At 41.6% G+C, this 25,637-nt stretch carries 24 protein-coding genes; 4 read left to right on the top strand and 20 right to left on the bottom strand.

Features of this window, described 5'->3' with window-relative positions; genetic code table 11:
- Positions 1 to 5 precede the first annotated feature (5 nt).
- The gene (locus NST24_RS09275; RefSeq protein WP_342462591.1) at positions 6 to 470 is read left to right on the top strand and encodes a pentapeptide repeat-containing protein; all 465 of its coding nucleotides are present in this window, start codon (positions 6 to 8) and stop codon (positions 468 to 470) included.
- A gap of 43 nt (positions 471 to 513) precedes the next feature.
- Here NST24_RS09275 and NST24_RS09280 read toward each other — a convergent pair whose 3' ends face one another.
- From NST24_RS09280 to NST24_RS09290, 3 genes are all read right to left on the bottom strand, one after another.
- Positions 514 to 936, bottom strand: coding sequence for a cytidine deaminase (locus tag NST24_RS09280; protein ID WP_342462592.1), 423 nt, complete (start codon positions 934 to 936; stop codon positions 514 to 516).
- Between the two features lie 223 nt (positions 937 to 1,159).
- Complete coding sequence (locus tag NST24_RS09285; RefSeq protein ID WP_342462593.1) at positions 1,160 to 2,086, bottom strand: alpha/beta hydrolase; 927 nt, start codon at positions 2,084 to 2,086, stop codon at positions 1,160 to 1,162.
- A 26-nt stretch (positions 2,087 to 2,112) separates the two neighbouring features.
- Positions 2,113 to 2,514, bottom strand: a complete 402-nt coding sequence (locus NST24_RS09290; RefSeq protein WP_017367349.1) for a MerR family transcriptional regulator — start codon at positions 2,512 to 2,514, stop codon at positions 2,113 to 2,115.
- A 385-nt stretch (positions 2,515 to 2,899) separates the two neighbouring features.
- On the opposite strand from NST24_RS09290, the gene NST24_RS09295 reads away from it, so the two are divergent.
- A complete protein-coding gene (locus NST24_RS09295; protein WP_007499277.1) occupies positions 2,900 to 3,208 on the top strand; it encodes a DUF4870 domain-containing protein in 309 nt (102 codons plus the stop codon).
- A 52-nt stretch (positions 3,209 to 3,260) separates the two neighbouring features.
- Here the strand turns inward: NST24_RS09295 and NST24_RS09300 are convergent, their stop codons facing one another.
- From NST24_RS09300 to NST24_RS09365, 14 genes are all read right to left on the bottom strand, one after another.
- Entirely contained in the window at positions 3,261 to 4,664 is a 1,404-nt protein-coding gene (locus NST24_RS09300) for a HAMP domain-containing sensor histidine kinase (RefSeq protein ID WP_342462594.1), read from the bottom strand.
- A gap of 2 nt (positions 4,665 to 4,666) precedes the next feature.
- Positions 4,667 to 5,374, bottom strand: a complete 708-nt coding sequence (locus NST24_RS09305) for a response regulator transcription factor (protein WP_008343743.1) — start codon at positions 5,372 to 5,374, stop codon at positions 4,667 to 4,669.
- Between the two features lie 131 nt (positions 5,375 to 5,505).
- Positions 5,506 to 6,771, bottom strand: a complete 1,266-nt coding sequence (locus NST24_RS09310; RefSeq protein WP_083561454.1) for a glycoside hydrolase family 30 beta sandwich domain-containing protein — start codon at positions 6,769 to 6,771, stop codon at positions 5,506 to 5,508.
- Positions 6,772 to 6,812: 41 nt separating this feature from the next.
- Positions 6,813 to 8,357: a glycoside hydrolase family 43 protein gene (locus NST24_RS09315; RefSeq protein ID WP_342462595.1), complete on the bottom strand. Its 1,545-nt coding sequence runs from the start codon at positions 8,355 to 8,357 to the stop codon at positions 6,813 to 6,815.
- 223 nt (positions 8,358 to 8,580) lie between these two features.
- Positions 8,581 to 10,041, bottom strand: a complete 1,461-nt coding sequence (locus NST24_RS09320; protein WP_041092751.1) for a CoA-acylating methylmalonate-semialdehyde dehydrogenase — start codon at positions 10,039 to 10,041, stop codon at positions 8,581 to 8,583.
- A 373-nt stretch (positions 10,042 to 10,414) separates the two neighbouring features.
- Positions 10,415 to 11,746, bottom strand: a complete 1,332-nt coding sequence (locus tag NST24_RS09325) for an alpha-glucosidase/alpha-galactosidase (protein ID WP_282747275.1) — start codon at positions 11,744 to 11,746, stop codon at positions 10,415 to 10,417.
- Positions 11,747 to 11,777: 31 nt separating this feature from the next.
- On the bottom strand, positions 11,778 to 12,608 hold the full coding sequence (locus NST24_RS09330; RefSeq protein ID WP_342462596.1) for a carbohydrate ABC transporter permease: 831 nt from the start codon (positions 12,606 to 12,608) through the stop codon (positions 11,778 to 11,780).
- On the bottom strand, positions 12,608 to 13,540 hold the full coding sequence (locus tag NST24_RS09335) for a sugar ABC transporter permease (RefSeq protein ID WP_041092754.1): 933 nt from the start codon (positions 13,538 to 13,540) through the stop codon (positions 12,608 to 12,610). The genes NST24_RS09330 and NST24_RS09335 overlap by 1 nt, the downstream gene beginning before the upstream one ends.
- Before the next feature lie 30 nt (positions 13,541 to 13,570).
- Positions 13,571 to 14,827, bottom strand: coding sequence for an ABC transporter substrate-binding protein (locus NST24_RS09340; protein WP_342462597.1), 1,257 nt, complete (start codon positions 14,825 to 14,827; stop codon positions 13,571 to 13,573).
- Positions 14,828 to 15,044: 217 nt separating this feature from the next.
- On the bottom strand, positions 15,045 to 16,085 hold the full coding sequence (locus tag NST24_RS09345) for a LacI family DNA-binding transcriptional regulator (RefSeq protein ID WP_342462598.1): 1,041 nt from the start codon (positions 16,083 to 16,085) through the stop codon (positions 15,045 to 15,047).
- 184 nt (positions 16,086 to 16,269) lie between these two features.
- On the bottom strand, positions 16,270 to 16,962 hold the full coding sequence (alsE, locus tag NST24_RS09350; RefSeq protein WP_008343724.1) for a D-allulose 6-phosphate 3-epimerase: 693 nt from the start codon (positions 16,960 to 16,962) through the stop codon (positions 16,270 to 16,272).
- Between the two features lie 17 nt (positions 16,963 to 16,979).
- Complete coding sequence (locus NST24_RS09355; RefSeq protein ID WP_282747278.1) at positions 16,980 to 18,242, bottom strand: PTS ascorbate transporter subunit IIC; 1,263 nt, start codon at positions 18,240 to 18,242, stop codon at positions 16,980 to 16,982.
- A gap of 25 nt (positions 18,243 to 18,267) precedes the next feature.
- Entirely contained in the window at positions 18,268 to 18,534 is a 267-nt protein-coding gene (locus NST24_RS09360) for a PTS sugar transporter subunit IIB (RefSeq protein ID WP_342462599.1), read from the bottom strand.
- Positions 18,535 to 18,549: 15 nt separating this feature from the next.
- Positions 18,550 to 20,622, bottom strand: coding sequence for a BglG family transcription antiterminator (locus NST24_RS09365; RefSeq protein WP_342462629.1), 2,073 nt, complete (start codon positions 20,620 to 20,622; stop codon positions 18,550 to 18,552).
- 257 nt (positions 20,623 to 20,879) lie between these two features.
- On the opposite strand from NST24_RS09365, the gene NST24_RS09370 reads away from it, so the two are divergent.
- Positions 20,880 to 21,842, top strand: coding sequence for a collagen-like protein (locus NST24_RS09370; RefSeq protein WP_342462600.1), 963 nt, complete (start codon positions 20,880 to 20,882; stop codon positions 21,840 to 21,842).
- 598 nt (positions 21,843 to 22,440) lie between these two features.
- Here NST24_RS09370 and NST24_RS09375 read toward each other — a convergent pair.
- The 3 genes from NST24_RS09375 to NST24_RS09385 all read right to left on the bottom strand — a co-directional run bounded on the left by NST24_RS09375 (position 22,441) and on the right by NST24_RS09385 (position 23,908).
- A complete protein-coding gene (locus NST24_RS09375) occupies positions 22,441 to 22,740 on the bottom strand; it encodes a contact-dependent growth inhibition system immunity protein (RefSeq protein ID WP_342462601.1) in 300 nt (99 codons plus the stop codon).
- 143 nt (positions 22,741 to 22,883) lie between these two features.
- Entirely contained in the window at positions 22,884 to 23,357 is a 474-nt protein-coding gene (locus NST24_RS09380; RefSeq protein ID WP_142155210.1) for a GNAT family N-acetyltransferase, read from the bottom strand.
- A gap of 131 nt (positions 23,358 to 23,488) precedes the next feature.
- A complete protein-coding gene (locus NST24_RS09385; protein ID WP_342462630.1) occupies positions 23,489 to 23,908 on the bottom strand; it encodes a MarR family transcriptional regulator in 420 nt (139 codons plus the stop codon).
- Between the two features lie 170 nt (positions 23,909 to 24,078).
- On the opposite strand from NST24_RS09385, the gene NST24_RS09390 reads away from it, so the two are divergent.
- On the top strand, positions 24,079 to 25,602 hold the full coding sequence (locus NST24_RS09390) for an MDR family MFS transporter (protein ID WP_100325072.1): 1,524 nt from the start codon (positions 24,079 to 24,081) through the stop codon (positions 25,600 to 25,602).
- The last annotated feature ends 35 nt before the right edge of the window (positions 25,603 to 25,637 follow it).

Below are 25,637 nucleotides of genomic sequence, written 5' to 3' on the forward strand. Positions count from 1 at the left end.
GGGGAATGACATTGGAGAATGCTACGTTTATCGATTGTACTTTCTCTAATTGTAGATTCAATGACCGTGTTTTACAGGCAGCGAACATCGTCAATTGTACCTTTGCTGGTAAGCTAATAGATATAACGTTTGAGGGAAATGGCAAACAAAAGCTGATCGCCAATTTTGAAAACTGCACCCTTGATGGTGTTCGTTTTATAGGCTGTGACCTGGGGGCATGTATTCCGCCAGCATCCAAAAACCATTTATATGTTGAACATGTATCTGCACGAGTGAAAAAGGCCTTAGAGAAGATAGATGATGATCCTACTCTGTCTGACCATGATCGGAAAATAATAGTGCGGAGTCTGCGGAAGCTTGAACAAATGGAACAGTATATTTTTAACACGAAATATATGGAGAACATACATGGGGCCGCTTTTGTTGAACGCTTTTTCAGTCATCTTGGATGTAGCAAGGATCACATGTAACGTTTGCTACATCCTTTTTCCTATTTTATCTTTATGTAGTACATCAGCTTCGAGTATATTTGAGCGGAATGAGTTCTTCGATTTTCACCTTGACCAGCTCCCCATCCATATCAAGGATGACAAAACATGTTGGTCCAAAGTCTGAAATGAGCTCTCGGCAGATGCCACAAGGGCTGACTACCCTAATTCTTCTATCTTCTTCATCTGAATAAGGGTGTCTCACTGCAACAATTGTATCAAAATCTTTGTATCCATTCGATAAAGCGCTACCAATCGCAGTGGCTTCTGCACAAACAGTTACCCGTCCGATATAGGCTTCTATATGGACAGCTGATATGATTTCTCCTGTTTTCATGCGGATCGCTGCCCCTACATGATGCTTGTCATCTTCATAAAGACTGATAATCTTCTTTTTTGCTTCGTCTATTAATTCGATATCTTCTTGTGATAGATCAAACGTTTTCATCGCGTTTCCCCTTTCCTCACTGCTCGTATGTATTATACCAAACATGAGGCGATGAACTGAACTTCACTCTCCTTTACAAACCAGCCAAAAGACCGTTTAATCTGTAGTGAATTGCCATTTTGAATGTATTTCATATTCAATTGAAAAAGGCTGCTTTCAAGTAAGCAGCCTTTTCGCCTATTTACATCAGAACATGTACCCTTTCTAGGTGTGAACTGAATCCCTAACGATTGATCACTTGAATGATTTTCTTCAGAGCATCTGCCGCTTCTGGAATTGGCATGACAACAAACACATGTAGCATTTCAGGATAAACAAAGGTTTTGATGTCCATTCCTTGTTCTGATAGTTTTTCATCGAGCTTTATGGCATCTGGATATAACATATCATGTGTTCCGATAAAATGAGTGATCTTCCCGAGCCCTTTAAAGTCACCGTAAATCGGACTAATCAATGGGTCTGTGAGACTTTGATCAGCTGCCCACATTTTTGTGATGGCTTCCATTCCTTCATGACCTAGAATCGGGTCCTTTTTTGCATATTCAAAAATGAGAGGGTTGCTCATACTCATATCAACACACGCAGATAGTAACACGATATCCTTTGGCTGCGGCAGATCCTCTTTCTTTAAAAGGTGCGCAAGACCAAGTGAGATGTTTCCTCCAGCTGAATCTCCCATGATCGTCAATTGATTGGCACTTCCGGCAGTTTTCAGAAGGTCTTTATATAGGTTAAGCATTTTCGGATACGTATCCTGGTTGCTATAATGAGGTACTTTTGGGTAAATAGGAGCGACTACTTTCGCACCTAGTGATTGCGCCATTTTATCCATAAACCACCAATGGACATTCAAAGGCTGATTTGTCCACGCACCACCATGTAGATAGAGAATGGTTTTTTGATTTTGTGATGCTTGTTCATTCAATGTGAAAACTTGCATGCCTTCGAATGTCTGCTCTTGTACCTCACTGATTAACTTCACATCATCCCCAATGGCATAAGGCTGCGTATTTTCAACTCCTTTTTGCTCAAGAAATTTTTTTGTCTGTTCGATACTAGAAAAACTCTCTTTATTACTTTGCGAAGCGAATAATGTTTCAAATTGAATACTTTCTTTAGAACGTTCACCATGATACATTTCTACACTCATTTTTTTCTCTCCTTCACTCAATAGGTTTATTGATCATCCTGCTTCGGAACACGAAATGATTCCAGGTAGACTTGTACTTTCTTTTCAGGGGTTTTTAATAAGTTAGATAAAAGGTCTTGAATGAGACGAAGGCTTTTAATTTTCTTTTCAATTTCTTCATGTTTAAGATGGACAATTTGTCTTAGGGTATCAAGGTCTATGTCTTGACTGAGCATATCCATAATTTCAGCTATTTCCTTTAATGAATAACCGAGCGTTTTCGCATCTTTGATCAATTGAATTTTCACAACATAGTCGTCTGTATAGAATCTGTAACCGTTTGAACGTCGTCTTGGAGCAGGTAATATGTTGTGCTCTTCATAGTAACGAATTGCGGCAGGACTCACTCCTGTTTTTTTGGCAAGTTCTCCTCTAGTCATCAACTCCATCGTTACTCCTTTTTTATTATTTTGTTTTACTATATGTACATTATAAAGGTTGAACTACACTTCAAGGTCAAGGTGAAACATTTTTCGGCTAACTTTTATTATCAAATGATTGTAGCGAAGAGATCTCTAGCTTGAACATCCGGGTAGAACATCTTCAAATGGTTCGACTTTACTGATTGTAGATTCAGAGGGGGCGAAGTCAACTTTTTTACTGAAAAAATAAATTGAAATATCGATCATCATTTTATGGTTTAACATATTTAAGGTTGCTGTAAGGTTCGGATTAATACGAGTTAAGGTTGAGGTTGTACAATGAGTTTGTAAGGAATTGAGGGATGAGTCAAATGGGTCCCCTCTTCTAAATCAATCATAGAGGTGAAAAGTTTTGAGAGAAAATAAAATTTTGTCTTCATTATGTTACTTCAGCATCTTTTTTGCACCATTTCTATTTCCGATTATCGTTTATTTCTTAGGAAAAGACGAAGTGAAATACCATGCGAAAAAATCACTATGGACACATATTATTCCTTATTTGATTTTCGGTCTTGGTATTGCCGGTTCAGGTTTACTTGGCATGAACGATATCAGTCATGCTGGTCCGTTCTTAATTGCAACGTATGCTGTGACATTCCTTGTGGCGATCTACTTCTTCATTTGGAACATTGTGAAAGGCATTAAAGTGTTTTCAGAATAAGAGTTAGAAAAACGGTTCTGTGATTGAGCAGAACCGTTTTTTGTATGTCCGCTCAAGCGGGTAATTGGATATCAATCGTTGTTCCTTCTCCTATCATACTTTGTATTGTAATATCTCCCCCGTGTTTTTGGATGATATCTTTTGCAATCGCCATTCCAAGACCTGAGCCTGCATGTGTCCCTCCTGTATTCGTCCCTCTATAGTAGCGGTCAAACACTTTTTCTAGCTCTGCCTCTTCAATTCCTTTGCCGTTGTCTTGAATGGTGATGTGGGTATGTTCTTTTTGTTCAAGCTGTACAATGATTTTCACATCAGCATCATTGTGAACAAGGGCATTTAAAATGAGATTGGTGACCGCTCTTCGTATGAGGATCGTATCAATATTCAGCATAAGCTTGTCTACATTCGTTTGTAGCTCAATGGTCTGATCTGCATATCTCGAATCGTTGAGGATATCAATTAACGTTTCACGCAGCAATGGCACAATGTTCACAAGCTCTTTATGCAGCATCACGTCGTTATTTTTCAGCCTTGTTGTTAAATTGAGATCCTCCATCACATCTTTGATGTACAGTGATTTATTCTCAATGATGTCAGCGTAATGTCTGATATCTTGTTCTGAAAGAGGATAATTTGGATCTTTCATGATTTCTGCATAGCCTTGAATAGAGGATAATGGTGTTTTAATATCATGAGAAATATGACTGATCCACTCTTCCCGCATTTGCTCTAATTTGTCTTTTTCTTTTTGGCTTGAAGCGAGCTGCTCGGATAAGTGATTGACATTATAGAACACATCTTTATATATCCCCTTAGTTGGCAGATTCGTCGTATAATCTCCGTTTGCGAGCCGCTGGATGCCATAAATGGCACGGCCGAGCGGTTTGATGAGTTGCCGGCTGAATAAGTATCCAATGAATAAGGCAATGATGGCATCAATCGATAATAAAATCATCGTCCCGATATTGAATTGCGCTATTAAGTCTTTCGTATCAAAAGAAAATAAATATTTTCCGATGGAAGGGTCCTTAAATCCGATGAAGTAGCTGTATTCCTTACCCTTTCCATTTTTCCCGCCAGCATAGATCGTCGACATCAACTGCTTATCTTTATATTTATGTAAGTTTACAATTTCTATAGGTGTGTATTTGCTCTTTAAGCCTTTAGGTGCTAGTGCATGATAGACGTCTTGTCCATTTTCGTCTAATATTTGAATCCACGCATTTTGTTGTTTTAAGGCTTGCTGTCCTTCTTTATTCACAGTGATATTTTGATCAGACAAGGTGATGTATTGTTCAAATGTTCTTGTGAAGGTTTCCGGCGTATTTCCTTCGTTTTGCTGACTGCTTGCTTGTAGTACAAGCCATATCATGAATCCAAATAAGTTAATAAAGACCGTGATAATGGTCACGATAATGACAGAGACCATGTATCTGCCTGTTAATCGCCATTTCATCTTTACGCATCCTTTACAACAAATTTATAGCCAAGCCCTTTGACCGTCACGAGAAATTCTGGTGTAGATGGGGAATGTTCTATTTTTTCCCGCAGTCTTCGTATATGAACCATTACCGTATTATCAGAACCGAAGAAATCCTCTCCCCAAACCGTTTGATAAAGCGTTTCTTTACTGATTACGCGATTCGGATGCTGCAAGAAATAAGTCATCAACATAAGTTCTTTCGGAGTGAGCTCAATCGCCGCTCCGTTTTTCGTCAGTTCGGCTTGCTGCTCGTTTAACTCAAATGGGCCTTTTTTGATCACGGGCTCCGCTTGAGAAGGCTGTAAGTATGACGACCGTCTAAGCTGGGCTTTTACCCGGTAGGCGACTTCTTTTGGACTGAACGGTTTTGTAATGTAATCATCGCCGCCAATGGCAAGTCCTACAATTTTGTCTGATTCCTCTCCCTTTGCTGATAAAAAGATAATCGGAACATGCGAGACATCTCTGATTTGTTTGCAAATATCGTAGCCTTCTCCGTCTGGCAGCATAATATCCAGTATGACGAGATCTGGTTGTTCTTGATGAAATTGCGTGAGCCCATCACGGGCAGTTGAAGCTGTTAACACCTGGTCAATGCCTTCTCTTGTTAATACGGTATGGATTAATTCTAAAATTTCTTTTTCGTCATCTATAATCAATACTTTGCTTTGAACCTTTGGCATGATGATCACTCTCCTGAAGTCATTGTTATTATTATACCCAAAGTGTTGACGTCGTGAAAAATCAACTTTCTATTTACACAGAAAAAAGCCAATTTTCTTTTTAAATGAGAAAATTGGCTTTTCGTGTTTCTCTAGCGTTTGACCACAAATGTTGTCACACTTTGAGCCGGGAGATGAGCCCAAAATTGATTTCCTGATATGTTTAAGTCAGTTCCAGGCTGAAGGTTGCTGCTGCCGCTCGTCACCCATCTAGACGCCTGAGAAACAGAGCCATTTTGCACGACGAAGTGTTGATTGACCCCTGCATTGTTTTTATTAATCGCGACAATGACGACCTGATTGTTTCCTTTGTAGGCTGAGACGAAAACATTCGGTTCAGGGCTTTTCGTTGCATCAATCCTGACGTACCCTGGTCGCACAAACTTGGAGAAATGCGCCATGTTGTATCCGCGTTTGCTAATCATTCCATCTTCTTTCATAGGACCGTATGATCTCCGGATGTACCACCACACATACGCCTGAAAGTCCCCTTCCACCATTGAATGGTGAATATGCTCTGATACCCCTAATGCCTCAGGCCAGCGGTCCGCTGAATTGTTATCACTATTCGGATAGTAGACCTCTGTCATCCATAGCTCTTTCCCTGCCCCTTTTTGTTTGAAAAGAGGGTACGGAAGCTGGCTAATTTGGGTTCCGTATAGATGAGCGCCGAGAATGTCCATATTTCCAAGCGCCTGCGGATCGTTTAAGATAGGATCTGAGATATTCTTAAGGTATTGAAAGGATTCTGGCGCAATCACACGTGCATTAATGGAGCCGGCATTTTCTCTCATGAATCGCAGGATTTCCTGAGGTGTCCACCATGTCCATTCGTGTGCATAATCGGGCTCGTTTTGAACAGAAATCGCATAAAGATTGACTCCGTTGTTTTTCATGTAAGTGACAAAATCATTCAGATGCTGAGCATATGCTGCGTATTGATTGTATTTAAGCCGCTTGGCAGGTGATCCATTCCGGTTGAATGTTTCAACCATACTGCTTGGAGGATTCCAAGGGGAAGCAATGACTAGAGCACCATGCTCGATCGCTCGTTTGGCCGTCGCGACTTCTCTGCTCCAATTGTTTCTGTTTTCGTCTACATAAATTCTAAGAATGGAAAACCCTAACTGATTTTGTCCATTGCCAAAGGCGGTTTCCCTTTGTGGTGCTGTCAAATCACCAATCCAAGCTGGATGGTTCATTCCGCCAAAACCACGAATCACTTGTCTTTCTGCGTTGAGGTTAATGTTTGCGTCAGCTGCTGATACTTCAGCTACTCCGGGGCCTATGAACATGACAGATAGCATGGTGAAACACACCAATAAAGCAAGCATTGGTTTTTTTACACATGACATCAAATTTCCCACTCCTCTATCAAACATTTAAGCACCTTTATTCGCTACCTTTGAGTAAACTGCCAAGAATCAAATTGGAATAGATTTCCCCCGCCTGTTCCGGTAAAGACAAAAAATACGTTGTGCACTCCGGATGCGCCGTTAATCGATGTTTCTATTTCCCGCCAGTTTTGTGTTCCACCGGTGGAAGGGACATTCAGTGTACCGACCAGTCTGCCGTTTGCGCCGCCAAGGCGTACTTCTATTTTCCCGCCTACTGTCGATGCGACATTGGCTTTAAATGTTCTAGCGCCATTTGAACCAAAGTCTACATTCCCTAAAGCGACCCAATCGCCATTTTGAATATTGGTGACATGCTGGTTATTCACTGGTCCTCCGGGTGCTGACGAGGCTTCTGTCAAAATGCGTCCATTCCAAGCGAATGTTTCAGCTTCAACACGTTGATATGGATTCAGATTAGATAGCTGTTTCACTCCTTCATAATTGGCTGCTACTTCTCGAAGGGAGCCATCTGCATTATGAACCAGCTTGTTAATATGTGGAGAGCGATAGCCTTTGCCGCTTCCGTATAATGCAGAGCTAACGGTTTGCGTATGATACACCACATACCACTCATTTTTAAAATTGAACACCGCATGATGGTTGTTACCGCCGCCGCCAAAAAAAGCACCCGGATTTTTCAGAAAGTGTCCTTTATACGTGAAGGGTCCCATCGGACTTGAGCTCGTCATATAGCCGATTTCACCAGGTGGTTTATCAGCAGGATGTGAGCCGCCAAAATTGATGCAATAGGAATAGTAATAGGTTCCGTTATACTTATGCATCCCTGAGTCTTCAAACATAAAAGGAGCATCAATGGTGGATGCGCTACTGGCCACACTTGTCATATCAGCACCTAGCTTCAAGACTCTTGCTGTTTTAGGATTTGCCCATTGTCCCTGCGTTGGATTGGAACCGCCTGGAACGCCTCCGCCGGCATATAGATAGCCAGTGCCGTCATCATCTACAAATACGGCCGGATCAAAAAGCCATACAACTCCGGACATGCCAGGTGTACTTGGCGTAACGAGTGGTTTTCCAATCGGATCAGTCCATGGGCCGATCGGGCTGTCTGCTGTAAGGACACCTATCCCTCCGCCGCTGTTAGCGAAATAAAGGAAAAATTTATCCTTTCCGTCGATCTTCTTTACCGCTGCTGATGGGGCCCATGATGCGCCTGCCCATTTGGCAATGCCTCTGCCGCCGTTTGCCCCATTTGCCCCCGCTACTGGAATCGCTCCGTGATCGGTCCAGTTGACCATATCCGCCGAAGAGATGACGAATACTCTATTCAGATTTGCAAATGAATTGTCCTTAATCGTTCCGTTGCTTTGATATTCATAGTCATCACTCGACATATAAAGGTACACTCTTCCGTTATAGGTAAGCGCAAACGGATCTGCTCCTAAGTGATGGTCAATGAGCGGGTTTGCATTTCCTACTTGCTTGGCAATAGGAGTGCTTGCCGCATTCGCTTCATATACCGGCAAACAACTCAGTACCAAAGTGAAAATCAATAAACAAACGCTGCACTTCATCCTCGTCCTCATCGTGTCATTTCCTCCTGTTTTCATCTTCCTGATATTGGGGTTAAGGCCCAATTTCAAATTATGTTGATGTTTCGTGATGAAGAATGAATACAAAGAATGATTTCTCCCTGTGAATCCCTGTAAAGAGTGCGATGAAAACCCTTACTTTTTAACTAGAAGACAACAAAAAAATGCAGTCTCCATTTTGGAGCTGCATTCTTCCTCATTGTTCAATAAATGTAGGCTACATATACCGAGCGGTCACCATTTTCTTTCTCGTGTAAAACTCTACTCCGTCTGTTCCATTGGCGTGCAAGTCTCCGTAGAAGGAATCTTTCCAGCCGGAAAATGGGAAGAAAGCCATTGGAGCAGGAACACCAATGTTAATGCCTAACATGCCGGCTTCGATGTTTTCACGAAATTCTCTTATGCTTGAAGCGCTGTCTGTGTATAGGCAGGCACCGTTTGCGAATTTTGATTGATTGGACAGGTCGATTGCTTCTGCGAGTGATGAGACACGGACAATGGATAAGACTGGGGCAAAAATCTCGTCCTGCCAGATTTTCATTTGATTTGTGACATGATCAAAGATCGTTGGTCCGACAAAATACCCTTCTCCATTTGTTTCGTTATCTTGTCTGCCATCACGAATCAGGCTTGCGCCTTCTTCAATTCCTGATTGGATATATTGAAGAGTTCGTTCTTTATGCTCCTTCCGAATGACTGGTCCGAGAAAGACATCTTCATTTATTCCGTTTCCTATGACAAGCTGGTTGGATTCATCGACCAATTGTTGAATCAAGTCGTCCGCCACGTCTTCTTCCACTGCGACAACGGCTGCTGCCATGCAGCGTTCACCTGCTGATCCAAAAGCAGCGCCAATGATTTGTTTTGTGGCTGATTCTAAATCAGCATCTTTCAAGACGATAGAGTGATTTTTTGCACCGGCAAGTGCTTGTACACGTTTACCATGTGCTGTCCCTTTTTTATAGACGTATTCTGCGACTGGCTGAGAGCCGACAAACGAAATGGCTTTTACCTTTTCATGTTCAAGCAGACCGTTTACTACATCGTGAGCGCCATTGACAATGTTGAGCACACCTTTTGGAAGTCCCGCTTCTTCAAATAGTTCTGCTAACCGTGCAGCAAGGATTGGCGTTCGTTCTGAAGGCTTTAAAACAAATGTATTTCCGCAAGCGATGGCAAGCGGGAACATCCAGCATGGGACCATCATCGGAAAGTTAAACGGGGTAATGCCGCCGATGACGCCAATTGGGTAGCGGTACATGCCAGACTCTAGACCAGTCGCAATATCAGGCAGTTGTTTCCCCATCATTAAGGTTGGTGCACCAGCGGCAAATTCCACACATTCAATTCCTCGCTGCACCTCTCCTTTTGCTTCTGTTACACTTTTTCCGTTTTCCAGCGTGACAAGTTCAGCTAACTCATCCCATTTCTCTACGAGTAACTGTTGGTATTTAAATAAGATACGTGCGCGCCGGGGAACAGCTGTTTTAGACCAAGTGGTGAACGCTTCTTGTGCTGCCTGGACTGCATGTTCTACATCCGTTTTTGTTGAAAGTGGTACTTCTGCGATGACTTCGCCAGTAGCTGGATTATAAACAGCTTCCGTTTGGTTCGTTTCGGCGTCCACCCATTGTCCGCCAATATAATTTTTCAACGTTTGTACATCTGTTTTGGTCATGTTCCCTCTCTCCTCTTTGTTTGGATTGTGATGCAATCGTGTGTTGATTTATCGTCATTGTCTCATCTAAGGGGCCTTCATCTGTATACACTCTTTGTCAAATGAAACCACAGTTTTGCTTTACGTTCTGATAAAACATGTGAAGTCTATACCTTCTAGCTCTTTTGGTTCCGAAGATCTGTCCCCCTTTTAGGTCGTTTTGTCTGTGTGTCATGTGGCATGATCATGTTAACTAATTGATGATGTATTTTTGGTTAACTGTTGGTTAACTTTAGAGAAATCATAATATTAAAAACGCTTTCAGTCAATGATCAGTTTGTTGGACTAAAAAAACCTGATGCCAAGTGCATCAGGCTAAGACTGTTTATGTTAGTTATTTAGAAGAAATTGCATATTGACTCGGCTCTGTATAAGCCGGGAGCATCTCCCCGTGTGCTTCAATTAATTCATTACATAGTTTGATGGTGTCATCAATTGATAATTCAGCACTTGTATGCGGGTCTAATAATGCTGCTTGATAAATGTGTTCTTTTTTGCCGCTGATTGCAGCTTCAATCGTCATGAGCTGTGAGCTGATATTGGTCCGGTTGAGTCCAGCCAATTGTTCAGGTATCTCTCCGATATAACATGGCATGATACCGCTCCGGTCTGCAACACATGGCACTTCCACACAGGCTTTTTCAGGAAGGTTGTGAATGAGTCCTCCTGTGTTCAGTACATTTCCACCAAATTTAAAGGGAACGTTCGTTTCAATCGCTTCAATGATACGTGAACCATATTCTTTAGAGCGCGTATGCGTGATTTGTGTGTTTCCCACAAGGTCATGTTTCATCGTATTCCAATTGTTGATTTGTTCCTCGCAGCGTCTTGGATATTCATCGAGCGGAATGTTAAACTGTCCAATCAGTTCTGGATAACGAGATTTGATAAAATACGGATGATATTCTGCATTGTGCTCTGAGGATTCGGTGACATAGTAGCCGAATTTATCCATTAGTTCAAAACGAACCATATCTGGATGCCGTGTTTTTTGTTTTTCTTTTGCTCTTGCTTTGATTTCTGGATACAAGTCTTGACCGTCCCGTTTCACTTCTAATAACCATGCCATGTGATTAATGCCGGCAATTTTTTCTTCAATGCCTTCATGGTCCATTTCAAGTGATTGAAATAAATCTTTCGTACACACCTGAACGCTATGGCAAAGACCAACCGTTTGAACCTGAGTATAACGCAGCATAGCGCCAGTCAGTGTGGCCATTGGATTCGTATAATTTAATAATAAGGCGTGTGGACATACTTCTTCCATATCCTTTGCGAAGTCCAGCATCACGGGAATGGTTCGAAGTGAACGGAAAATGCCGCCGATGCCAACCGTATCCGCAATCGTTTGTCTTAATCCATATTTTTTTGGAATCTCAAAATCAATAACAGTGCTTGGCTGATAGCCTCCTACCTGGATGGCATTGATGACATATTTCGCATTCTTTAAGGCTTCTTTCCGGTTGTGATACGATTGAATGGTCACATGTGCACCGTAGTTCTCTTTTAAGTGACGTAGCATCGTTTCTGATTCTTTCAGCCGGTTATGGTCGATATCATATAACGCAAATTCAAAGCCGGCAAGTGCGGGAACGAACAGACAATCTCCTAATATATTTTTAGCAAACACGGTACTTCCTGCACCGATAAATGTAATTTTAGACATAGACGACACTCCTTTTTACATCAAGGTTGGATTACCCTTTAACAGAGCCTTGAGACAGCCCTGCGATAAAGTATTTTTGCAACAGTAAAAACATCGTGACCATTGGCAGCATCGCAATAAGAGCAGCGGCGCCAACGAGCTGGAGCTGGTGTTGATTTTGACCAAAGAAATTGGATAAGGCGACTGTCAGTGTATGCATCTCTTTATCTTGCAAGAAGAAGATGGCAAATTGATAGTCGTTCCAAATATACACACAGGCAATGATTAAAACAGAAGCGGTAATCGGCTTCAGCAGCGGAAAAACGACGGTGAAAAAGACTCTTAGTGTTCCCGCGCCATCAATACGAGCGGCTTCTTCAAGCTCCTTTGGAATCGTCGACCGGATAAAACCGGCATATAGAAAAATCGTCAGTGGCAAAAAAGCAGCAACATTGTTTAAAATAGCGATTTGATAAGTATTCATCATGCCAATTTGTACAACCATTTTGTATAAAGGGACAAGGGCTGTGAGCGGCGGTATCACCATAATGGCAATGAATAAGAGATACACCGCTTGATTCAGCTTTGTTCCTCTTCTTGCGAGTGGATAGGCGGCAAGTGATCCAAAGATGATGAGTAGGGCAGCCGAGCTGAACGTAATGATCACTGTATTCAAAAAGGACTGGCCAAGCTGAGCATCTGTCCATGCCATGCGAAAGTTTTCAAAATGAAGCGTTGATGGGAACAACCATTTTGAGCTAAAATCTCCTATCCCCTTTAGAGAGGTCGTGACTAAAATATAAAATGGAATCAGGTGCAGCAATGTTATCAAAAGGGCGAGTAAGGAGTACCATCTTTTCTTTCGTTTATAGGGGTTATCCATCACACCTCGGTCTCCTTTCGTTTGAAATAAATGAGCGCTGCGACACTAACGACAAGGATGATGACAGCCATAAAGACACCTTGCGTCGCTGCATAGCCTGCATCCTGCCGTTTGAAATAAAGATCATACATAAAGGTCGACATCGATTGCGAGGAATCTCCGGGTCCTCCGCCAGTGAGCGCGACAATGACATCAAATAATTTAAGTCCACCGATGACATTGAGCACAACATTGATGGTGATAGATGGCATTAAAAGCGGTAATGTGATGCGCCAAAATTGCTGAAGACCTGAAGCTCCGTCGAGTTGTGCTGCTTCATAATAATCTTTAGGAATGCTTTGGAGTCCTGCTAAATAAATGATCATGGCAATCCCGACGAATTGATACGTATTCACAAACACGATGATCCAAGTGTTTAGCTGCGGATTACCAAGTGCGTTCATTGGATCAAATCCAAAAAGGGTAACAACGTCGTTTAAAGCACCACCTTGGTACGCAAAGACAAAATACCAAATATAGCCCATGGCAATCGGGCTGATCATGACGGGTAAATAGATCACCGTTCTTGTGATGGCTCTCATTTTTAAACTTTGATTTAATAAGAGTGCATATCCAAGACCAATCATATTTTGTAAGATGGTGCTCCCGATGCCGTAAAGAAGGGTATTTTTCACAACAAGCCATGTGGTTGGATCTTGCAGTAGCCGTTTGTATTGATCAAGTCCGATCCACTTATACTGTTGTGAGAAACCGTTCCAATTTGTAAAAGAGAGCTGAATCCCGTTAAAAAAGGGATAAATGATAAAGGCACTGACAACGAGAACAGCAGGCAGATACATCCACCAAAGTGAAGAATTTTGGCTATTTTTCATCTTCTGTTTTGGAAAAGAGGTAAATGTCGCCGCCTGTTTTTCTTTTGTGATGTCACTCATTGGCTTCACTCCTGTTTCAGCATGAGCCTGCTATTGTTTTTTCAGACGCTTATATTCCTCTTCCATTTTCTTCGATAGTTGTTCCGGTGTGATGGAGCCTGCTAATAATTCTTGACCGGTCGTTGCCATGACAGCCCACATGCCGCTCGGTAAGTATTTCCGATCAAAATATGGTTCAATCTTAATATCTTCATATTGCTCGTAAAATGTAGAGTAATAGTTTTTGGCTTTGACTTCTTTTAAAGCCGTTTCAGAGGAAGTGCCCTCTGCGATTTTTTTGGCGTTTTCAGGCTTTGCTAGAAAGTCAATGAATTGTTTTGCTTCTTTTAGATGCTTGGAGTCTTTCCATGCCGCGACAGTAAAGCGTTCCCCGCCAATCCAGCTTTGCTCATCTCCTTCATGAATCGCTGGTACGGGCATGGTGCCTACTTTGATCGATTGATTGAGTTCAGTCGCCTCAGGTCCTAAAGATCCTCCCACAAAGGTGAAAGCGATTTTGTTTTGTGCCATCAGCTCAGGTGCTTGGGATAGTTTCGCAGTGAGTACATCTTTGTTTAAAAGGTCTTGATCTTTCAGCTCCTTCATAAACTGTGCAAGCGGTGTATATTGAGACCAATCAAATGATCCATTTTCAAGGTCTTTTCCGTATTGATGTTTTTGATCGGTAATGAGTAAAGGCGTTGCCAGCTCATCAAAGACTTGGGCAATATTTGAATTATCGCCTCCTGGTATCCAGAGCGGCACAACGTCTCCTTTACTTTTTTCTTTGACAGTCTGTAAAGCAGTTCTCAGTTCATCCAGTGTTTTAGGAACTTTTATGCCATATTCTTTTAATAGATTGGCATTAAAACTAAGTCCGTCTTTTGCTTGATTCAGCGGATAGGCATAGACTTTGCCATCTTTGTCTTTTAAAATTTGATCGAGTGAAGGATCGAGTTGTTTTACCCAGTCCATTTCCTTTAGATCAGCCACATATTCGCTATATCGCAGCTTGGCCCAGCCGTGTGTATCAAATAGGTCTGGCATATCGTTTGCTCCCATTTTGACGCGTATCATATCTTCATAGCTGTTGCCAGGGAAGTTGGCATCAATTCGGATGTTTTGATGTTCTTTTTCAAAATCACGGATCACTTCTTCAAATGCCTTTCTCTCCCCGCTGTTACTCATTGTGGAGAATAGGGTCAAGGTCACTTTCCCGTTTGCTTCAGACGCACCGTTATTGCCGCAAGCAGACAAGATCATCGACAAAACTAGAGCTACACACAGCATCAGAATTTTTTTACTCATCGTTTCCTCCTTTTGATCACTGAAAATTCAGACGATTATCGGTAGAATTCATGCAGTTGCGGAAACAAAAGAAGTCCATTATACTGGAATTCTATTCTTTTCAAAGAGATAAGAGAGCAATTGGGTAAACTGCATTGTTTTCAGCATGATCTGGCCATCATGCTCAGCAGCTTCCTTCCTGCTTTTTTGTCTCTTTTTTGTTTACTGAAATGCTTATTCACCCCCTTTCATGGATTGGGCATGTGCTGCCTCTTTGCATGAGCTTTGTTGGCACGACGACTTTTAGGGGAAGCTTTCTTCCTTCGATCCGCTCAAGCAAAAGCTTTAGACCCACTTCTCCCATTTCTTCTGTATATACTTTGACCGTTGTGAGCGGCGGGCTTGAAAAGGAAGCGGCTTCGATATCATTAAACCCCACGATTGAGACATCTTGAGGTACACGACGACCGGCTTCATGTAGCGCACGCATAGCGCCTATTGCCATAGAGTCACTTCCGATAAAAAAGGCTTCTGGAAGATTTCCTTTCTGAATGGCTTTTTGCATAAGCGAGTAGCCTTCTTGCATCGAATATTCGCCTATGTGGATGTCATTCATATGAAGAGTTCCCGCTTCTTGCATTCTTTTGATAAAAGTTGTTTGTCTTTCGTCCTCAATCACAGCATTTCCTTCGAAATAATGCTCCCTCTCTTTCCCGCCAATATAGCCTAGATGTGTATAGCCGAGAGATTGCAGATGACGAATGGCACGATCTGCCGCCCTGACAAAATCCACATGTACACAATCATACAAATCTTCATCCGCATAATGATTGATAAAAACGATATGTTCCATTCGGTTTGTCATCTTTTCAACCGTATCAGGGCTGATTCGTCCAATGACAATCAAACCGTCAATATCCTTTAGTATCGCCCCTTTATCCATGTTTCTTAGGCGAAAGGTATGGAGAGTAGACAGACCTTGTTTGGCATATTCTTTTTCAATTCCTTTTCGAATCGATGAAAAAAAGGGATCATTTAATTCTTCGTCAATGGATTGGGCGACAACGACACCGATGACTGGGGATGCGGGTGGGCTTTTTACTTCTGCTTGGTCGGCTTTTCTTGCTCTGACTGGGGTATAGTTTAATTTCTTGGCTATGTCGAGGATGTTTTGTCTTGTTGCGTGTGAAACGGCAAGCGTTTGATCGCCATTTAACACACGGGATACAGTAGAGACGGATACTTTTGCATCATGAGCAATATCTTTGAGTGTAGTCATAGGCAAACTCCTCATCATTTTTGACTAAATGTTTACTAAAGATATTTGAAGAATAACACATAAATAAAGCGCTTTCAATTATAAATTTGTGCTTTTATGAAGTTTTTGAGTATGTTTTGATAAGGAGATAGTTTGTTTAGTAAAATTGCGTAAAAAAAGAGGATGGGCTTCATCCTCCTTTTTACTAAGGTGATTTCATTGTGGCTGTTTCTTTTGCGAACAATTGCTTCATGATTTCCCATGCTTTATCTAATTCTTCGTGAAGTCCAAATAAACCTGAGGTGCCAATGATGTAAATTTCATTTCCTGCCTCAGCAAGCAGCCGGAACGTGCTTTCATTACAAGAGCCGTCTACCTCAATTGAAAACGAGTATCCTCCCTTCTCTTTGATTTCTTTCACCTCTTTCATTTTCGGAAGCATTTCTTTGATAAAAGGCTGACCCGCAAACCCTGGATCAATTGTCATGATTGTCACCCGGTCTATTAAATGAATAAAAGCATCTAATGCTGCAACTGGTGTGGCGGGATTGAGAACAAAGCCGACCTCACACTTTCTTTCGTGGATATGCCGAATGATTCGAAAAACGTCTTTTTGCACCACTTCTGGATGTAAACAAATCATCGTTGCGCCTGCATCAATACATGCATCAATTAAAAATTCCTGAGGCTGTTCGGCCATTAGATGAACATCAATCGGAACGTCTGTCAGTTTCCGAAGTTGTTCAATGAAAAAGGGTGATAAGGTCATATTTTTTACATAGTGACCATCCATGACGTCGACATGATAACGATCTGCCCTTGTGTTCAGAAGCTGAATTTGTTCACGGAAGTGCGTTAAATCCATGCACATCAATGAAGGTGAGAAAATAGCTGTCATCCTGAAATGCCTCCTTTTTAAAGATGAAATATAAATTTGATCAATCCAATCAATATTCCGATGATACCGAAGTCTGTATCGCCAAATGTTGTCCCTTCAAAGCCAAGAGTGCCTAATACAGGAAGTAAACAAGCTGGTAAAAATGAAAGGAGTATTCCATTCACAAAGGAACCGGCGACTGCACCTCTCACTCCCCCTGTTGCATTGCCATATACGCCCGCTGTCGCACCGCAGAAAAAGTGCGGCACAAGTCCAGGAACAATGACAGTTAAACCAAACAAAGGAAGAAGGAAAATAGACACGATGCCTCCTGCAAAACTGCATAAAAAACCGATGATCACCGCATTTGGAGCAAATGGGAAAACAGTTGGCGCATCAAGTGCCGGCTTTGCCCCTTTGACGAAACGATCGGCAATCCCTTTGAAAGCAGGCACAATTTCCCCGATGGCCATCCGTACACCTGCTAAAATAATGTACACCCCAGCAGCAAAGGTAATGGCCTGAATGAGAATGAAGACAGCAAAGTTCGTACCACCACTAATGTTTTCTATGAATGAAATTCCCGCAAACGGTGCAATCGCAAAGAAAAGCAAAGCCATCGTAATGGAGATGGCCACCGATGTATCTCTTAGAAAACCGAGTGATTTAGGCACTTGAATGGTTTCCGTTGATTTCTCTGGGCGCCCGACCCATTTGCCGATCATTCCCGCTGTAAAATAGCCGAACGTACTGAAATGACCGAGCGCCAGATCATCACTTCCAGTGACTTTCCTTGTAAACGGCTGAAGGATTGCGGGAGCAATGACCATCGCTGCACCTAATACGATTGAACCAGTGATGATCAGCAGCGTTCCTTGCATGCCGGCTGTTGACAGAACGACTGCAAGCATAGCCGCCATATATAGCGTATGATGACCAGTTAAAAAGACGTATTTAAAGGGTGTGAATTTTGCCAAAAGCAAATTGACCACCATACCAAAAATCATAATGAGCGCTGTCTGTGTACCGAATTCCTTTTGGGCAATGGCCGCCATGGCATCTGTATTTGGGACAACCCCTTGAATGTGAAACGCTGCTTCAAACATCTTCCTGAAAACCCCAAGTGAATCAGATACGACTGTGGCGCCCGCTCCTAATATTAAAAAACCCATTGTTGTTTTTAAGGTGCCTGATACAGTATCGGCAGCTGACTTTTTCTGCAAAAGTAAACCAGCCAGTGCAAACAAACCGATGAGAATTGCGGGTGTGCCCAATATATCGTTCATGATCAGTTCTATCATGATGTGAATCCCCCTTTTTCGTGGCTTATATGTGTTTGCGAAGGACGTCTTTAATGGCTTCCTGGTCTAACAAGTTATTTAATCCAGCGACCTTTCTTATGCCGTCATCCAGCTGATCGATAATGTCTGTTGCGCCGATATAGAGGTCTGCTTGTTCATTTTTGCTTGTACTGAGATCGGTGTGATCCACTTCCGCTGCAAGCCCTAGCTCTTCTAATGCTTTTTTTACATTCATTTCCACGATGAAGCTGCTTCCTAATCCGTTTCCGCACACAACTAGAATTTTTTTCATTCTCTTTTTCCTCCTTTATACTTGTGAAAATCGATTGATTAGTTGTTGAATGGCAGCTAATTCCTCTGCTTCAATCAATTGTCTCACCCGTTTTTCTTCACTTAACAGCATCGTCAGCTGTTTGAGTGCTTTCAGGTGGGTCATACTGTCAATGGCAGCTAATACAATGATGAGCCGAACTTGCTTTTTTCCATCCTTTGAAAAGGAAACGGGCTGCTGACATGACATAAGTGACATGCTTAATTTGTTCACGCCATCCTCTGGCCTGGCATGCGGAATCGCCACTTGTGGCGCAATCACAATATAAGGGCCATTTTGATGAACAGACTGGATCATCGCTTTCACATAACTTTCCTGAATCGCTTGTTGATCAAGCAAAGGCTGCGCTGCTTTTGTAATGGCCTCCTGCCATGTGTCTGCTGTTTGCTGGAGCTGAATGGTTTCTTCTGTTAATAAATCGTTTAACACTGGTTTCCACCCTTTCTGGTGTGATACATATGTGGAATGAAGCAGTTCCTTCAAGTCATGAAGCAATGCTTTTTCATTTTGAACGATGGTATGCTGCTGAATGATATTGAATAAAGCATTCACATGTTGCTCATCAAGCTTAGGTTCTGAGCCTTCTCCATATTGAAGCAATGTTTTTTTCTCATAAGCAGTGAGAATAGGGTGAACGAGATGAACAGGTTTTCCTTTAAACGAAATAGGTGTCGTTGATACAACAAAGTCGACATCAATGGATGTTAATTCTTCATATGAACGTTTTGATAACAGTCCGCGTATGTCGATGTAGCCGATTAATTCAAGAAGCTGCGTTTTCAGCATGTGACTTGTGCCAATTCCTTCTCCACAAACAATGTAAACAGAACGTTTCGCAATCGACGAAATCCCTTCTCTTCTCATCCAGCCGCCAAAATGCATCGCCACATAGGCAATTTCATGATCGCTCATCTTTGAACAGGTCGCCTTCTCTAAATGGCAAGCAACCTTTTGCGTGATGTCAAACACCTCTGGCTGTGCATGTTTCATGGAATCTGTTAATTCATTGATGATATCAATGTGATAGATGAGCCTATAATAGGCCGGAATTAAATGCATGGTTAAGTTTTGTTCCAAGACTTCTACTTCCTGGAAGGAAATACACGCATAACGCTGAAAGTCAATGATCATTTGTCTCGCAATGGTTCGAATGAGATGTTCTTCTGGTTTTTGACTTGTTGGAAGTTTTTGTTTTTTGGCACTGAGCCATAGCGTACTAAGAAAATAGATTTCATCATCATGAACCAAAAGACTGGTTTCTTTTTGAATTTGCGCCATGAAACGAATAGCAGCCAAGCATTCATCTGTTTCCTGCAGTGTCCGTTTTTCTTCTGTTGAAATGTGTACTGCACGTCCTAGCTTCATCCGTTTAAAGTAGAAAAAGAGATCCATAGACAGCTGATCCAGCATGTCATCTGCAAACTCAAGCTTCAGATCTTGTTCGGATTGTTGAAGAAGATCATGTATTCTCTTATATGAAATGGGACCCTTTAACCAAACCGATGGAAACGTTTTTTCATTTTTTATCATGGTGCGAATGAAATGAATATAAGGTTTCAGCGCCAACCGAATTGTTCTTTCTTCTCCTGAAATTAAATAGCCACTGGCCGCCTGATAGTGAAGTGTAAGCTGCTGTTTTGAAAGTGCTTCTTTTAGTTGTTTCATATCTTCAAGCAGTGTATTGCGGCTTACCTTCGTCATCTCCATAAAATCATCAATTTTTAGATGCTTCTCACTGCATGCAATGGAAAGGAGCAAGATGGCACGTCTTTCTTTTACACATGGTTCATAGTCATGACCGACAAGAACAGTGTCAGCTTTTTCGATAATGACTTCTTTCTCGTGTGGATTTAAATAGTAGCCTCGTTGATCTTTTCGCTGGACGCCACTAAGCTGATGAGTTTCCAGCCAACTATTCATTCGCTTGATTTCAGCGTAGACCGTTCGAGTAGAGACATTCAGTCGATTCTGTAAATCTTCAATTGATAGATAAGTGGTCGTGTGAAGCAGCATCGATAATAAAGTCGTGCCCCTCTTGGTTAAGTGCAGTTGGAATCCCTCCCTTCTTCCCTTTGGTTATAAGTCTAATCAACTCCCATGCGCCAAAGAAGTCCAAATGTTTTCAGTAAGTTTTGTGAAGCTTTTGGGTGCCTTTTTTCATTAAAAAAGCACACCTACATGAGTGTGCTTTCATCGGTGAGTTTTATATGAAAAGTGCCTATTTTTACCGACTTCCATCATAGCCCCTACATATATTCCCACAATTCATATGATATGTATAACTACATTGTTTAAGGGAGCTCGTTATGAAAAAAAGATATTACTGTTGTCGTTGTGGAAAGTGTTTTGAATATTGTTGCTGTATAAAAACCATTGTCGTTCCTGGAAGACGAGGACGACCTGGGCGTATTGGAGATCCTGGCCCAACCGGCGCCACTGGTGTGACAGGAGCTATCGGTCCTACTGGTGCTACTGGCGTGACTGGAGATACCGGTCCTACTGGTGCTACTGGCGTGACAGGAGCTATCGGCCCGACTGGTGCTACTGGCGTGACAGGAGCTATCGGCCCGACTGGTGCTACTGGAGATACTGGAGCTATCGGCCCGACTGGTGCCACTGGTGTGACAGGAGATACCGGTGCTACTGGTGCCACTGGTGTGACAGGAGATACCGGTCCTACTGGTGCTACTGGTGTGACAGGAGCTATCGGCCCGACTGGTGCCACTGGCGTGACAGGAGATACCGGTCCTACTGGTGTTACTGGGCCTACTGGCATTGCAACATTATCAACTAAACCAATATTCTTTGCAGGGACCAATTCTGGTTTTGCAGAATTAGCAGGCTCACCAGGTCAAACATCAGAAACTCTCCCTTATGTTATCACTGGAGATACCGGTAATATTGTTGGTTTTTCTGGGAGCATTAATATCAATAATTTACAAATAGGAACCTATGTTTTTGACATTGTTATTAATATTCCAAACAATTCTAGTACTGCACCACCAGCTAATATTCTGGCTTCAGTGACACTTGTTGTGACTGCAAACATTACTGGCACCCTTAAATTTTCAAGTAAACCAACAGATGTAGGACCGCAAAGTACCTTTCTCTCGAATAATGGAGCTTATACCCTTGCGCCTGCAACTGTCACATGGGCATTTAATGTACCTGGAGCACCTGTAGTTCGAAACGATTCCCTTTCATTATTTACAACACCTACGCCTTCTACAAGTGCATTTTACACAGTTTTCGTAAGAACAGATATTTAAATTTTGTAGAATAAAAAAACAAGACCTCGAAGAATGAGCCCATAAAGTGAAGCAAAAAACACCTTTAAGTTGAAAATCGTGTATAGCATACCTGAATACAAATTGAAGGTGTTTTTGTATAGAATAAAGAGTCCATCCTTCTTTAAAGCTGAATCCATCTTCAGCAAGTACTGTGCACCTTTTGGGTGCTCTTTTATCATCAAAAAAGCACACCCGCATGAGTGTGCTTTAAACTTGTATGCAAAGAGTTTTTAGTCTTCTTTTACGTGATAGAAAACTATTGTAATGTCATGAACGTCCAGGTAAATCTTTTTGAAATCCTATATTTTAATACTTCACAATGCTTTTCGCGTTCTTCCATCACCACTATGTACTGCACCATCACCGACAAAACAACGCACTTAAAGTGCGCAATGATAAGCGTCCGCAGGTTCTTCCTTCTGGACACCATATTTCGTTCGTCTTGCTTGTCTCTATCCTACGATGATTCTTACAAAATAGGTCAATTTAAATCACCCTTTGATTTGGTTTTTTTGAGTTTGAAGCGCAATAAACACAAAAGCCTTGAAAGGGATAAAGCCCATCAAGGTTCATTTTGTTACTTCATTTTCACTGCTTTTTTCATTTCCTCTATTATTTGATTAAACCACTGTAAAGGCTTTATTGAGATCGCCGGAAAGTATATTTCTGCATTATTTTCAATAAAGCTTTCTTTTTTTTGTATTGTTAGAGTACTATTCAAAAAATCCTGACAATCCTTTATAGTAGACAGCAGACATTCTCTGCTAGCTTCATGGATAAACTCATCTAATGCTTCCTCTGGTGAATCAATATCCTGATGAAATGTCCCACCTAAAAAATCTTCTAACTTCTTTAAATAACTGGAGCTCTCATTCATTGAATCACCTCTGCAATGTATTATATCTTTTCTACTATTGAAAAAAGTTAAATAAATGAAAGGGTATAACATGTTTTATATGACGAATATGTTATACCCTTTCTTCTTAAACTAACGCACCTGTTAGCATAACAAAAAAATGATTATTTTATTTTTTTTAGCATTTTAAAATTAGCCAACTTAACCCCCTTTTTTTCCACAGTTTGTGAACAAACAATTTTGTAACCTAGATGTTCAAAAAATGGCTTAGCTGTAATACTTGCTTCGGTATCAATTTCTAAAAGATTTAGTTTCTTTGCCTCAGATTCGAGCATATCAACTAAAGCTGTGGCTATACCTTGTCCTTGATAATCTTTATGAACGAATAGTCTATCTAAGTACCCGGTATGCGTTAAATCGCTAAAACCAACAACTTTACCATTCACTTTAGCAACAAATGTGATATTTTGACTCAATGATTCCTTCCAAGAATTCATTTTAGATTCTTTTTCATCTCTTGGTGCCCAAGCATCCAATTGTACTTGGGAATAATTTTTTGAATTTACGGAATGAACTGTTTCATAAAACAATGAAACAATCTCTTTTGTATCAGTTTCCTTAAACTTTATAATTTCCATTTTTTCACACCTCTCCTTATTAGGATAAGTATCCTATATGGTTATTCTCAATGAGTACTTCTTGCACCTTCATAACACATCTCACATAAAAGATATTACCGCTTCGTCTAAAGACCTCACAGTGTGCTTTCTTACGATTTAGACTTCAGCAATTGCAGCTCTTGATCCATGATTTCAGATGCTTCTGAAATGAATTGGATGATTAAATCTAATTCTTCTCGTTTGTATTCGTTTGTGAGCTGTTTGGTTGATGCTGATAAGGAATGGAAGAGTTCTTTTACCTGTGATTTCCCAGCCGTTAATGGAACAATGATGACCCTTCGCTTGTCTTTTGGGTCCTTCTCCCTTTTGACGTAGCCTGCTTTTTCTAACCGGTCAATGAGAGCGGTGACCGCACCTGAGCTAAGACCGGTTTTTTCACTTAATTCACCTGCTGTGAGTGGTCCAAGTTCATTTAACAAATCTGCTGATTTGAGATCTGTTGGGAAAAGGCCGAGCGATTGAGCGGCTGCTTGGTGAAATAGGACTGTTCGTGTAGCAAGGCGTCTCATCGTATGAATGATCTGGTCCGCTCGATCTTCTGCCTCGTTCTTTGTTGACAACTTGTTCTCCTCCCTTTAAAATCAATTTATCTTGATCATCAAGATAAATGTTCTCTTACTTTATCATTAACTTGATCATAGCAAAAAAGTGAAGAGAACGTAAGCAGGAGGTAAATGAAATGAATAACGTGGATCATAAAGGCAAGGCATCCACTCGCTTTGTTGTCATCGGTTTGCTGTTAGGGATTTTTATGGCAGCGATGGACAACACCATTGTCGCAACAGCAATGGGAAGCATCGTCGCCGATTTGGGCAGTTTTGATAAATTTGCTTGGGTGACTGCTTCTTATATGGTGGCAGTGATGGCCGGTATGCCGATTTATGGAAAGCTTTCAGATATGTATGGTCGAAAGCGTTTTTTTCTGTTTGGACTTATTTTCTTTTTAATTGGATCTGCGCTGTGCGGCATCGCACAAACAATGGATCAGCTCATTATTTACCGTGCGATTCAAGGACTTGGAGGCGGTGCTCTTCTTCCGATCGCTTTCACGATTATCTTTGATATCTTCCCGCCAGAAAAGCGCGGGAAAATGTCCGGTATGTTTGGTGCAGTTTTTGGTCTATCCAGTGTATTAGGACCGCTGTTAGGAGCAATTATTACGGATTCGATCGGCTGGCACTGGGTGTTTTATATTAACGTACCAATCGGTATTGTCAGTGTGTTCTTGATCGCCAAATTTTATCAAGAATCGCTCGAGCATCGTAAGCAGAAAATTGACTGGTCAGGTGCCATTACACTTGTCGTTGCGGTTGTCAGTTTAATGTTCGCTCTTGAGCTTGGCGGAAAATCGTATGCGTGGGATTCTGTTCAAATCTTGACACTATTTGCTGTGTTTGTTGTCTTTGGCACCATCTTCTTCATTGTTGAACGGAAGGCAGAAGAACCGATTATTTCATTTTGGATGTTTAAAAATCGTCTGTTTGCGACATCTCAAATTTTGGCGTTTTTATATGGCGGGACGTTTATTATTCTAGCTGTCTTTATTCCTATCTTCGTCCAGGCGGTGTACGGTGAATCTGCAACAAGTGCCGGGTTCATTTTAACACCGATGATGATTGGTTCCGTGATTGGCAGTATGATTGGTGGAACGATGCAGACGAAAGTACCTTTTAGACGATTAATGACCATCTCTGTGATTTCATTTTTTGCTGGGATGCTGCTGCTTGCCAATATGTCGCCTGATACAGCAAGATTGTGGCTTACGCTCTTTATGATGATTTCAGGTTTTGGCGTTGGATTTAGCTTCTCCCTTCTGCCATCTGCTTCAATGAATGATCTCTCTCCGCGCTACCGCGGCAGTGCTAATTCTACCAATTCGTTCATGAGATCACTTGGGATGACTTTAGGCGTGACGATTTTTGGAACGATTCAAACCAATGTCCTGACAAATCGTTTAGCAGATGCTTTTAGCGGAATGAAAGGAGCTCCATCTCAAGTTGGTGATCCACAAGCCATTTTCCAAGAGGGGGCACGCTCACAAATTCCGCCTGATATTTTAAATAAAGTGATTGATGCGATGTCACAAAGTATTACGTATGTATTTATGATTGCTTTATTCCCGATTGCACTTGCGGCGATTACGGTCGTATTTATGGGAAATGCACGAGTACGTACATCAAATGAAATGAAAGAAAGCGAATAATGTGAAAAAAGCAGAGCGATGCGGCTCTGCTTTTT

This window comes from Bacillus sp. FSL R5-0286 (genome assembly GCF_038593245.1).
Lineage (GTDB): Bacteria > Bacillota > Bacilli > Bacillales > Bacillaceae > Bacillus > Bacillus altitudinis.